The organism is Pseudomonas sp. TSO6 (genome assembly GCF_056098905.1).
This window is the reverse complement of sequence record NZ_JBLZWV010000012.1, coordinates 140,677-152,400: the sequence shown is the minus strand read 5'-3', so window position 1 is coordinate 152,400 and position 11,724 is coordinate 140,677. Positions and strand designations below refer to the sequence as shown.

At 52.6% G+C, this 11,724-nt stretch carries 11 protein-coding genes; 6 read left to right on the top strand and 5 right to left on the bottom strand.

Annotation, left to right across the window (positions count from 1 at the left end):
* The first annotated feature begins 17 nt into the window (after positions 1 to 17).
* A complete protein-coding gene (gene rhlB, locus ACN6NG_RS03720) occupies positions 18 to 1,493 on the top strand; it encodes an ATP-dependent RNA helicase RhlB (RefSeq protein ID WP_061202733.1) in 1,476 nt (491 codons plus the stop codon).
* 138 nt (positions 1,494 to 1,631) lie between these two features.
* Here rhlB and moaE read toward each other — a convergent pair whose 3' ends face one another.
* Genes moaE through moaC form a run of 3 tightly spaced genes read right to left on the bottom strand, consistent with a single transcriptional unit; the run spans position 1,632 to position 2,796 of the window.
* On the bottom strand, positions 1,632 to 2,078 hold the full coding sequence (gene moaE, locus ACN6NG_RS03715; protein WP_012274094.1) for a molybdopterin synthase catalytic subunit MoaE: 447 nt from the start codon (positions 2,076 to 2,078) through the stop codon (positions 1,632 to 1,634).
* A gap of 2 nt (positions 2,079 to 2,080) precedes the next feature.
* Positions 2,081 to 2,326: a MoaD/ThiS family protein gene (locus tag ACN6NG_RS03710; protein ID WP_061202735.1), complete on the bottom strand. Its 246-nt coding sequence runs from the start codon at positions 2,324 to 2,326 to the stop codon at positions 2,081 to 2,083.
* Positions 2,326 to 2,796 (bottom strand): cyclic pyranopterin monophosphate synthase MoaC, encoded by a 471-nt coding sequence (gene moaC, locus ACN6NG_RS03705; RefSeq protein ID WP_016498014.1) that lies wholly within the window; start codon positions 2,794 to 2,796, stop codon positions 2,326 to 2,328. The genes ACN6NG_RS03710 and moaC overlap by 1 nt, the downstream gene beginning before the upstream one ends.
* 457 nt (positions 2,797 to 3,253) lie before the next feature.
* Between moaC and ACN6NG_RS03700 the strand changes: the two genes are divergently transcribed.
* The 5 genes from ACN6NG_RS03700 to ACN6NG_RS03680 are packed head-to-tail and all read left to right on the top strand — an operon-like array spanning position 3,254 to position 8,817.
* Positions 3,254 to 4,339 (top strand): SagB/ThcOx family dehydrogenase, encoded by a 1,086-nt coding sequence (locus tag ACN6NG_RS03700; protein WP_063422321.1) that lies wholly within the window; start codon positions 3,254 to 3,256, stop codon positions 4,337 to 4,339.
* 14 nt (positions 4,340 to 4,353) lie between these two features.
* The gene (locus tag ACN6NG_RS03695) at positions 4,354 to 6,078 is read left to right on the top strand and encodes a methyltransferase domain-containing protein (protein ID WP_474312970.1); all 1,725 of its coding nucleotides are present in this window, start codon (positions 4,354 to 4,356) and stop codon (positions 6,076 to 6,078) included.
* Positions 6,059 to 6,697, top strand: a complete 639-nt coding sequence (locus ACN6NG_RS03690) for a hypothetical protein (RefSeq protein ID WP_240979175.1) — start codon at positions 6,059 to 6,061, stop codon at positions 6,695 to 6,697. Before ACN6NG_RS03695 ends, ACN6NG_RS03690 begins: the two co-directional genes overlap by 20 nt.
* 33 nt (positions 6,698 to 6,730) lie before the next feature.
* Positions 6,731 to 7,606 carry a carbamoyltransferase C-terminal domain-containing protein gene (locus ACN6NG_RS03685; protein ID WP_474313002.1) on the top strand — a complete coding sequence of 292 codons (876 nt, stop codon included), beginning with the start codon at positions 6,731 to 6,733 and terminating at the stop codon, positions 7,604 to 7,606.
* A gap of 5 nt (positions 7,607 to 7,611) precedes the next feature.
* On the top strand, positions 7,612 to 8,817 hold the full coding sequence (locus ACN6NG_RS03680) for an MFS transporter (RefSeq protein ID WP_474312968.1): 1,206 nt from the start codon (positions 7,612 to 7,614) through the stop codon (positions 8,815 to 8,817).
* Positions 8,818 to 8,862: 45 nt separating this feature from the next.
* Here the strand turns inward: ACN6NG_RS03680 and ACN6NG_RS03675 are convergent, their stop codons facing one another.
* Together ACN6NG_RS03675 and ACN6NG_RS03670 are read right to left on the bottom strand one after the other, a co-directional pair.
* Positions 8,863 to 10,257, bottom strand: a complete 1,395-nt coding sequence (locus ACN6NG_RS03675) for a PhoH family protein (protein ID WP_016498013.1) — start codon at positions 10,255 to 10,257, stop codon at positions 8,863 to 8,865.
* A gap of 271 nt (positions 10,258 to 10,528) precedes the next feature.
* On the bottom strand, positions 10,529 to 11,665 hold the full coding sequence (locus tag ACN6NG_RS03670) for a polysaccharide deacetylase family protein (RefSeq protein ID WP_063422325.1): 1,137 nt from the start codon (positions 11,663 to 11,665) through the stop codon (positions 10,529 to 10,531).
* Between the last annotated feature and the right edge of the window lie 59 nt (positions 11,666 to 11,724).

Genomic DNA, 11,724 nt, shown 5'->3' with positions numbered 1-11,724 from the left:
CAGTTGATGAGACGATCGTGCTCAAAGCACTCAAGAAAATATTCGGCAAGGGAGACGCCGCGCCACAAGCCGTCGCTCCTGCTGCCAGCGTGACGCCGCCTGCGCGCGCACCCGCCAGCGAGGCCCGGCCCGCAGCAAAACCGGCCGTACCGCGTGCCAACACCGCCCCCGAGGCTGAACAACCCGCCACCGCTACCGCTACCGCTACGCCACCTGCCGACAAAGCGGCCAAGGACAAACCGCGTCGCGAGCGCAAGCCCAAGCCGCAGGCCAGCCTGTGGAAGCCGGAAGACTTCGTGGTCGAGCCGCAGGAAGGCAAGACCCGCTTCCACGACTTCAAACTGTCCAACGAGCTGATGCACGCCATCCACGACCTGGGCTTCCCGTACTGCACGCCGATCCAGGCGCAGGTGCTGGGGTATACCCTGCGTGGCCAGGACGCCATCGGCCGCGCACAGACCGGTACCGGCAAGACCGCGGCGTTTTTGATTTCGATCATTTCCCAGCTGCAGCAGACGCCACCGCCCAAGGAACGCTACATGGGCGAACCGCGTGCGCTGATCATCGCGCCTACCCGCGAGCTGGTGGTGCAGATTGCCAAGGACGCCGCTGCGCTGACCAAGTACACCGGGCTGAACGTCATGAGCTTCGTCGGCGGCATGGACTTCGACAAGCAGCTGAAGGCCCTTGAAGCACGCCACTGCGACATCCTCGTAGCTACCCCAGGCCGCCTGCTGGACTTCAACCAGCGCGGCGAGGTGCACCTGGACATGGTCGAGGTGATGGTGCTGGACGAAGCCGACCGCATGCTCGACATGGGCTTTATCCCCCAGGTGCGCCAGATCATTCGCCAGACGCCGCCGAAAAGCGAGCGCCAGACGCTGCTGTTCTCCGCCACCTTCACCGACGACGTGATGAACCTGGCGAAGCAGTGGACCACCAACCCGGCCATCGTCGAGATCGAACCGGAAAACGTGGCCAGCGAAACGGTCGAGCAGCACGTGTATGCGGTGGCTGGCAGCGACAAGTACAAGCTGCTGTACAACCTGGTAACCCAGAACAACTGGGAACGGGTGATGGTATTTGCCAACCGCAAGGACGAAGTGCGGCGCATCGAGGAAAAACTGGTGCGCGACGGCATCAATGCCGCCCAGCTGTCGGGCGACGTGCCACAGCACAAGCGCATCCGCACCCTGGAAAACTTCCGCGAAGGGCGCATCACCGTGCTGGTGGCCACCGACGTGGCCGGGCGTGGCATCCATATCGATGGCATCAGCCACGTGATCAACTTCACCCTGCCAGAAGACCCGGACGACTACGTGCACCGCATTGGCCGTACCGGCCGCGCGGGGGCCAGCGGCGTGTCGATCAGTTTTGCCGGGGAGGATGACTCGTATCAGTTGCCGGCAATCGAAGAACTGCTGGGGCGCAAGATCAAGTGCGAAATGCCGCCCGATGAACTGCTAAAGCCGGTGCCGCGCAAACACCACTGATGCTGGGGCTGCTTTGCAGCCCAATCGCCGGCAAGCCGGCTCCCACATGTACTGCACAGGCTTCAGCAGCTGCGGATTACCTGTGGGAGCGGGCTTGCCCCGCGAACCGGGGCAAAGCCCCGGCCATCAGACAGAAATCTACCAGCGCCCCGCCGCATCCTGGTCACTCTGCTTGCCTTCAACCCACCGCGGCCCTTCCTCGGTATTCTCCTTCTTCCAGAACGGCGCCCGGGTCTTCAGGTAGTCCATGATGAAGTTGCAGGCATCGAACGCCGCCTGCCGATGGGCACTGGCCACACCGACAAACACGATCGGCTCGCCCGGCTCCAGCGCTCCGATGCGGTGCAGCACCTCCACCTTGAGCAACGGCCAGCGCTGCTCGGCCTCGACCACGATCTTGGCCAGCGCCTTTTCGGTCATGCCCGGGTAGTGTTCAAGGAACATCCCCGCTACTTCCCGGCCATCGTTGAAATCCCGCACATAGCCGACAAAACCAACCACCGCGCCCACGCCAACATTGGCCGCATGCATGGCATTCACCTCGGCGCCCGGGTCGAACGCGCCTTGTTGCACTCGCACTGCCATGGTCAGCCTCCAGTCACCGGCGGGAAGAACGCCACTTCATCACCCTCTTCCAGTGGCTCATCAAGCTTGCACAGCTCTTCGTTGCGCGCACACATCAGGTTTTGCTCGGCCAGCACCGCATAGTGCCCACCCTTGCCCACCAGGGCCTGGCGTACATCGTCCAGCACCTTGAACGCGCCTTCTACACGCTCGCCATCCACGCCCAGCAGTTCGCGGTAGCGGGCGAAGTACATCACCTTGACCTTCATCATGCCTGCACCTTGTAGTGGCCACTCTTGCCGCCGAGCTTTTCCAGCAGGCGCACCTGTTCGATGACCATGCCCTTGTCCACAGCCTTGCACATGTCGTAGATCGTCAGCGCGGCAACGCTGGCAGCGGTCAGTGCTTCCATCTCCACGCCGGTCTGCCCGGCCAGCTTGCAACGGGCGACAATACGCACGGCGTCCTCGCCCTCGGCGCTGAGCTCGACCTTGACGCTGGTCAGCATCAGCGGGTGGCACAGCGGGATCAGGTCACTGGTCTTCTTCGCCGCCTGGATCCCGGCAATGCGTGCCACGGCGAACACGTCGCCCTTGGGATGTTCGCCGTCGACGATCATCTGCAAGGTCTGCGGCAACATGCGCACCCGCGCCTCGGCGATGGCCTCACGCTCGGTCACGGCCTTTTCAGTGACGTCGACCATGTTGGCCCGCCCCTGGGAATCAAGATGTGTCAGCACTGCTCTGCTCCTGTGAAGGGAACCCAAAGTTTAAACCTGTGGGTCAGTTTTTTGCAGGAAAAATTGCTCCTCTGAGAACCTGGCGCACCCCAAAAAAAATCAGCCATTTTTATGTGCATTAATGCGCGGAAAACATCCAAACTCCTGAAAATCAATATTTTTAATACCACGGAAAATTCCTACCCTCCACTCAGAACTTTCCTACCTTCATATACGGTTGACTTTCACAACATGGAAATTATTCTTACTTGCGAAGTCACGCCGACTTCAACAACAAAAATATGAGGAACTAAGCATGAAAAAGGTCACATTGCAGAGTCACCTTAGCGCGCTGTCCAACAACGCCTATCACATCCTTGTAGCTCGATTTGATCATGTAAAAGCACTGGTGGATTAATCCGCAATCCTGGGCAGTGCGCGCCTGCCCAGGACTATAAAAAATAAAAACGAGAACAAAATGAAAAAATACCAGCTCAACGAAGACATCGTCTTCACTGCCAAAAAAGGCGTGTTCGCCCTATGGAATTTGAAGAATGGCGAGCAATACCAGATTTACGACCAAAAGTATTTGGATAGAATTTACGAACTAACAACTTTATCAGGATACCGGTCCGCCACTGACAACATCGACGAAGAACTTATCGACGCTGGCATACTAGAGCTGACAACGTTTGACAAAGCGAGTGAAAGTCCACGCCAACAATGGGGATGGGACGATATCGCAAAAATCTTCCATCTGGGTACAAAACACAATTTCCCGTGCGACTTGTCTAATGACTCAGAGAATCCAGAGGCTGCTTACGTCGACTTTTGCGAGAGTATTGCCGCCAACATACCTCCGATTCACACAGAGCGGACTGGAACTGTAACAAGCTTACCTAAACCATGTTTAATAGAGCTAGAGTCTTCATTACTGAGCACACTAAAAAATAGAAAAACGAGCCGTCATTTCAAATGCTTAGACACCGATGTGAAAATTGTTTCGGACTTATTGTTCACCACCTTTGGCAAGTTTCATGGGGACACGCATGAAGAGGCATTAGCCGCGCGCGGAATAAAAACCATTGGCTATAGACGCTCATCACCAAGCGCTGGGTGCCTACAAGCTACAGAAGCTTATCTCATTGCACTAAACGTCCAAGGGCTTGAAAAAGGTGTTTATCATTATAGACCACAAGATCATGCATTATCACTCATCACAAATGACATTGTCGATCTGAGTAAAACATTATGTCATCAGACATTTGCCACAGATGCATCCTTCCTTATCGTCATGACGTCTAGGTTTGACAAGCTCTGGTGGAAATATCCTCACTCAAGAGCATACCGGTCAGCTCTAATGGAGGTTGGGCACCTTTCTCAGACTTTTAATTTATCCGCAACAGCCTACAAGTTGAACACCTGGATCAGCGGGTACTTCATCGACGACATGCTCAACAAGTTATTGGAAGTAGACGGCACCAACGAACACTCCCTCTTCGTAATAGCTAGCGGCCCTGGTTATTCAGATCCTATATCTCCTAATATGCAGAAACTAATTTAGGAGCTAGTTCTCATATGGACGATACACAACTGCGTCACGAAGCCTCCGAAATCGAACGAAGAGTAGGCGATGAGCTTTTCAGCCACCAACAACTTACTCGTGCAGCAGCCGCATACGAAATAATTCTTACCCTTGACAAAAACAACATAAAGACACTCAACAACTTCGGCGCACTTTACGAAAAACTCGGAGACACAGAAAGATCTATCGAACTATACAGAAAGGCCTGCTCGCAACTAAACAACAAAACAAAAAACGCTCACGTTTACTACAGAAACTTGGCACGCGCCTGCCACTCAATCAAAAAAATCAACTTGGGTCTCTGGGCGTACGAAAAAGCTATAGACTCAGAAGACACAACCAGTTATGAGATCGCAGTAAATTATCTCGACCTGCTGTCCAGCGCCACTGTACCCAGCAACAAGCAAACATTAATAACACTAGAAAAAATTTCCAACGTTGAAAAAATTGACTTTGAATTACTGTCACATATTTACTATAAGAACCTGTTACCAAGATCAACTATAGACCCGTCACAAGCCAAGTGGCCATCGAAACTCGCAGCACACTTGTTCAACTATAAATTTTCTTTTCAAATTCTGACAACTCAGGTCATTACTAACCCTATACTTGAGGATCTACTTGAACGCTCAAAAGAATACTCATCCGACCTCGATCAAAAAAGCCAATCCTTACTATCCGAAGTCATTGACGCTCAACACCACTTATCCCAACACGCTTTCAACACTGACGGGCATAAATTATGCCAGATCACTTCAAATACTTCAAAATTACATATCCGAAAACCGAGGGGGCAGAACCAGTCTCTCAATAGGCTTGTTCACGATACTACAGGAGATCCTCTTCGATCATTTTACGAGTCAAACCCTTATCCAAAATGGACATATTTACCACATCATACACCCAGCACAATTTACGATTACTTCTCTACCACGGGATTAATTCACACGAATAAGCTTTCGCTAAAAGCCAAAATACTTATTGCAGGTTGCGGGACAGGCCGCCATGCAATTCAGATGGCTCTCAACTATCCAGATGCTCAAATATTTGGAATAGACATAAGCTTATCAAGCCTGCAATTCGCCAACGCAATGAAACAGAAGCACAACATTGAAAATGTCAGCTTCATCCACTGCAGCATCTTCGACATATCAACTCTTAAAACTAAGTTCCACATAATTGAATGCATTGGAGTTTTACACCACCTCAAACAACCTTCCAGATGTATCAAGGCTTTATTGATGGCGCTGCGCAGAGACGGGATTATAAAGCTCGGCCTCTATAGCAAAACAGCTAGAACATCTATTGAAACCCTAAAGGAGAAATGCAGCGAACACAAAATAACGTATTCCCCAGAAAACCTCATTGCAATAAGGAAGCTTGCCGCAACTCAATATCCTGACAAAATGAAGAGCATCATCTGGTCGAGAGATTTTTTCTCTCACCAAGGGTGCATGGATCTCCTATTCAATCCCTATGAATATAACTATACCCCAAAAAGAATTTACGACCTTCTCCGGACATACAACCTAGATTTTTGCGGCTTCGAAACTTATCAACCCCACGCACCCTTCTTTACAAAATTCAATAGTGGAGAAGACCTGAGAGACTTACTCCACAAGTGGCACATATTTGAGTCGGTGAACCCCTCATTTTTTTCAGACATGTACCTGTTCTGGATCAAGCCAAGGAATACCCATGAGAATCGTAAGTTATAACATCGGTCACGATGGTCAAATTTGCCTAGTCGAAAACAACAAGCTGGTGTTCAGTTACGAAGCAGAAAAGGACAACAACCCCAGGTATTCAGCTAACTCCCCCAGCGACCTTTTAAACCTTCTCACATCGATCAACAATGAATATGATGCAATAGCCATAAGTGGCTGGGCGAAAGGGCATGACCCCCGAAATGATCCGATCGATGGGGGATATCTTGGACTGGGCTATAGTACTAAACTCAACAACAACATGACATGGGTCTACTGCAGCCACGAACTCTCGCACATCATATGCTCATATGCATTATCAAAGCATGCAGACATCTCTGACTGCTATGTTCTTCTACTGGAAGGATTTATTGGTAGCCTCTACTACATCAACAAAGGCCTACAAGTAAAATGCCTTGAAAATATCATTCAAAGCCCTGGCCTTAGATACTCCTTTGCATTTGGGATAGCCGACCCACATTTCAACCTGCCCAAAGGTTACTGCCGCTTGGGCGACGCGGGAAAAATGATGGCGCTCGCTGGACTTGGCAACAACTCCCAAACGAGCAGAGACGAACAACACATGCTCGACTACCTAATTGCCAGCTCCTCTCCGATAGATACTTTTTAAAAATCTGATTTTGTAGGCTCCAAATACTATAATATCGGGCCGCACAGTCAACCATTCTGCGACCTTGCAAAGAAAATATCTAATGCACTATTCGAACATATAAGACTCAAAATACTTCCACACATAAACAAGAAAATCCCATTATTAATTTCCGGCGGATGCGGTTTAAACTGCGACTGGAATAGAAAGTGGGAAGAGAGCGGCTTGTTTTCGGATGTATTCGTCCCCCCATGCACCAATGACACTGGTGTGGCTATCGGGGCAGCTGCGCTGGCGCAGAAACTAATGACTGGACGATGTGGCTTGGAATGGAGTGTTTATTCAGGTCAACCCTTCATACTCGAGCAAAACTCTACTACAAGGTCATCCTATAGTCCTTCCCCACTCCAGCCTCACACAATCTGCAAAAAAATTCTTGAAGGGGAAATAATCTGTTGGATACAGGGGCGTTGTGAAATCGGCCCAAGAGCATTAGGTAATCGTTCGATCTTGGCATCCCCGTTCTCTAAAACAACCACGCAAAAATTGAACAAACTAAAACAGAGAGAAAACTACCGACCTATAGCCCCAATATGCCTGGAGACAGATGCTCCCTTACACTTTGAGAACTGCAAATCCAGCAAATATATGCTGTCGTTTTATAAAGTGATAAACCCACGACTTCAAGCCATCACTCATGCCGACGGCACCGCTCGCGTTCAGACTATCACCTCTGAGGACAACCCCACGCTTTACAACCTATTAAAAGCCTTCAAAAAACTCAGCGGCACTGGAGTTTTATGCAATACATCACTCAATTTCAGTGGTGCGGGGTTCATTAACAATAGATCTGACTTGGAAACATTCTGTACTCATAACAGCATCTCTACATTTGTAATTGATGACATCATGTATACGAAGGTGGAGTGACGGGAATGCAAACCTTGGCAACCAGACAGTATTGCTATCTGTACGGAATACGGTTATGTAGCTCTGCAACAGTTTGGCTTGACTTTATACTAATATTTTCGACGCTGACTTTCATATTTGACGCAGAAGCCCATACCTTAGCGCTCGCAGCAGCACTTTATGGTGTGCCTTCGCTAATATTCGGCCCCTATATTGGATCATTACCTGATCGCTACTCACCACGTGCAATTATAGCAGTTAGCTTTTGCATTAGAGCCATTACTGCAACCTGTCTTCTACTTGCTTCGAACCTTGAACTTTTTTTGCTCTTTATAAGCCTTAAAGGACTCTCCAACCTTGGATCAACTCCAGCTGAAATCGTATTAACAGCTCGACTCTTACCCCCTCAAAGCATAATAAAAAACACATCATTAGTCAGCATCACCGATCAGACCATTAAAATAATAGCCCCCCTTGCTGCTGGATTATCTATCACTTGGAGCAGTAGCACTTACGGTTTTCTAATTTCTGCAGGCATCAGCCTTAATGGACTGATCTTTGTATGGCTATTGAGCTCACAAAAAATACATGCCGAAAATTTTGGCAAAACCAAACATAAACCTAACCTGAACGAGGTATTAAAATTTTTTGTATCTAACACAGCTGCTCAAGCATTTCTTTTATGTATGCTAGTTCAATCAGCAGCGCTGGGAATTTATGACTCTTTGCTAAGCCTTTTCATGAAAGAACTGAGCTTAAGCTCTGCTTCGTTCGGCCAGGTGGTCAGCGCAACGGCAATTGGTGGAATTATAGCCGGGCTTGCTTTCCCGCAGATTTATAGACGGCACTTTCTACTTTGCGCGACTGTCGCCTCCTCTATATTTGGCGTTTGCTTATGCGTTGTAGCCACGGTAGGTTTAATTCCTGAAATAATTACACCTTATTCATTTCCGATCCTTTTCCTGATTGCAGGTTTTTCATATGGATTAACCTCTCAAGGCTTTACTTCGACTCTCCAACTTACATGCCCCAGCAGAATACTGGGTACAGCATTTTCTACTGCGAGAAGCTGTGCAGTCTCCCTGTTTATTGTCCTGCCAGCTGCAGGCGCATGGTTGGCAGGAATCACCAGTACAGCCAGCGTCATCATGACAGCTGGATTGTTGACGCTCATCAGCGCTGGCATTTTGCACATCTATTACTTAACACGTGAAGCATCGGATATCTCGTAACGGTTGCAAGCCTGTAGAAACAGGCTTGCAACTTTTGTTACCAATTTACAGATGCGACTCGGCGTACTCGGCCAGCACCGAGCGTGGCACGCCCTGCAGGGTGATGTGCACGCCATGGGGGAAGTCCTTGAAGCGCTCGGTCAGGTAGGTCAGGCCCGAGCTGGTCGCGGACAGGTAGGGTGTGTCGATCTGCGCCAGGTTGCCCAGGCAGACCACCTTGGAACCGGAGCCGGCACGGGTGATGATGGTTTTCATCTGGTGCGGCGTCAGGTTCTGGCACTCGTCGATCAGGATCAGGCTTTGCTGGAAGCTACGGCCTCGGATGTAGTTCAGCGACTTGAACTGCAACGGCACGCGCTCAAGGATGTACTCGACGCTGCCATGGGTGCTTTCGTCATCCATGTGCAAGGCTTCGAGGTTGTCGGTGATGGCGCCCAGCCAAGGCTCCATCTTCTCGGCCTCGGTGCCCGGCAGGAAGCCGATTTCCTGGTCCAGCCCCTGCACGCTGCGGGTGGCGATGATGCGCCGGTAGCGCTTGCTGACCATGGTCTGCTCGATGGCCGCGGCCAGGGCCAGGATGGTCTTGCCGGACCCGGCCGCGCCGGTCAGGTTGACCAGGTGGATATCCGGATCGAGCAGGGCAAACAATGCCAGGCTCTGGTGAATATCGCGTGGCTTCAGCCCCCAGGCCTCCTGGTGCAGCAGCGGCTCCTGGTGCAGGTCGAGCAGCAGCAGTTCATCGTTGCGGATACCCTTGATCCAGCCGACGAAGCCCTGTTCGTCGATGATGAACTCGTTGATGTGAACCGCAGGCAGGTTGTCGATCATCTGCACCCGATGCCAGGTGCGGCCGCGCTCCTGACGGGTATCGACCTTGCTGACCCGGTCCCAGAACGAGCCGGTGACCGAGTGGTAGCCCTTGGACAGCAAGGACACGTCATCCACCAGCTGGTCGGTGCTGTAGTCCTCGGCCGCAATGCCACAGGCGCGCGCTTTCAAGCGCATGTTGATGTCTTTGGTAACCAGCACCACGTCCAGGTCGGTGCGCCGCGCCCGTACTTCAAGTAGCTGGTTGATGATGATGTTGTCGTTGAGGTTTTCCGGCAGCAGCTTGTTCGGCTCGTTGCGCGGGGTCATCAGGATGGACAGGAAGCCTTTGGGCCCGCTCTTGTTGCGCTGGATCGGCACGCCCTGCTCGACATCGTTGGGCGAGGCGTCGCCCAGGGTCTGGTCGATCAGGCGGATGGCCTGGCGGCATTCGGCGGCGATGGTCTGTTTGCCGGTCTTGAGCTTGTCGAGTTCCTCCAGCACCGTCATCGGGATGGCGACATGGTGCTCCTCGAAGTTCAGTAACGCGTTGGGGTCGTGAATCAGGACGTTGGTATCGAGCACATACAGGATTGGCTTGCTGGAGGAAGGGTTGCGTCCTTGGTCATCCATACTCGGTCACCTTATGTCGAAGCCACACGGCGCGGTCTGTTGCGCCGCAGAGTGACTACCGGTCTCCCCTGCACCGCGTTGTTACGGGCGGGAAGCGAACCTGGCTAGGTGGGCCTGGATGACGCCACCTGTGCTGCAGGAATCGGCTGTCTGGTTTCTTCATACCGCAAAACCGATGAACGAAAAAAGTATTTTTATGTGTTTTGAAGTTTATTTTTCTGATTGATGAAGAAGCCTTGGCGGCGAAGCCAGAGGGGACTACGCTCAGAAGTCATACCCCCTCTTCGCGATAAGCATATTCCCGGCAATCCGCCCAGCCAATGCCGCTCTGGGCAGTGTTGCGTAGCAACCACTCCACCGCTGGCCGGGCCTTGGGCAGGCTGTCATGGAGCTGGATCACGCCCTTGCGCCACAGCAGCATCAGGGTCAGCACCCGCTGCGCAGAGGCCTCTGCGCTCAGTGCGCCATCGTCCAGGGCATCGATATCCCACAACGACACCCGCAACTGCTGGCTGGCCATGAACGCCTCGCCATCGGCACGACGCTGCCCGTAGGGTGGCCGGAACAACGGCACATACTCTGCCGGCAGGTCGGCCTGCACCCGTGCCTGGCTGCGCCGCAACGAGTCCTGCCAGTCCGTCCACTGGGCATGGGAACGGTATTCCCAACCCTGAATGCCCACGCACTGGCCGCGGTAGACCTGGCGCAAGGCATTTGCCGCCCCGGCGTCACGGCGCTGCTGCAAGCGGTTGCCCAACACGAAGAACGTACCTTCGAGTTTCTGCCGGCGCAGGTAGTCGGCAAGCAGATCGGTGTTGCCACCCTCTGGCCCCGGGCCACCGACGAAGGTCAGCAGGAACATACGGTCGTTCAGTTCATCGCCATTACGCTCACGCGCAGAAAGGCGCTCCACCTCGCTGCTGGTCTGCGGCAGCAAGGCGGCTTTGCGCAGTTGCTCGTCCAGGTAACGCACATGGAACTGGTGGCTCGGCTCGATCCAGTTTGTATAGAACGTGCCGACATCGGCAGCGAACGTCGCGGCTTGCGTGCGCAGATCCGCCATTGATGTTACCGGGTAGCAGAATGAGGCATCCTGCTCGCAGCTGCGCTGCGCCTGTTCATACCCTTCCCACAGCCGCTGCCACATGCGCGCGCGCACAAGGCGTACCTTCTGCAGGTTGATCTGCCGTAACCCAAGCCGCGCCGCCAGCGCTGCGTCGTCGAGCAACTCGCTTTCGTGCAGTACCTGAGCAAACGAAAGGATCTCTGCCCGCGAGGCTACATCGAACAGTGCCGGGCTGTTCAGTTGCTCGGGCCACAGGCTGCGGTCGAGGCTCACCTGGGGTAAAGGGGCGGCTTGCACGGCCAGGCTCAGCAGAGCGGCCAGCAAGGCAAAGGCAATGCGCACGGTGGAAGGCTCCGTAACGGCAAAACGCGAACTATAGCGCCTGCACCGGCCATGGTCTG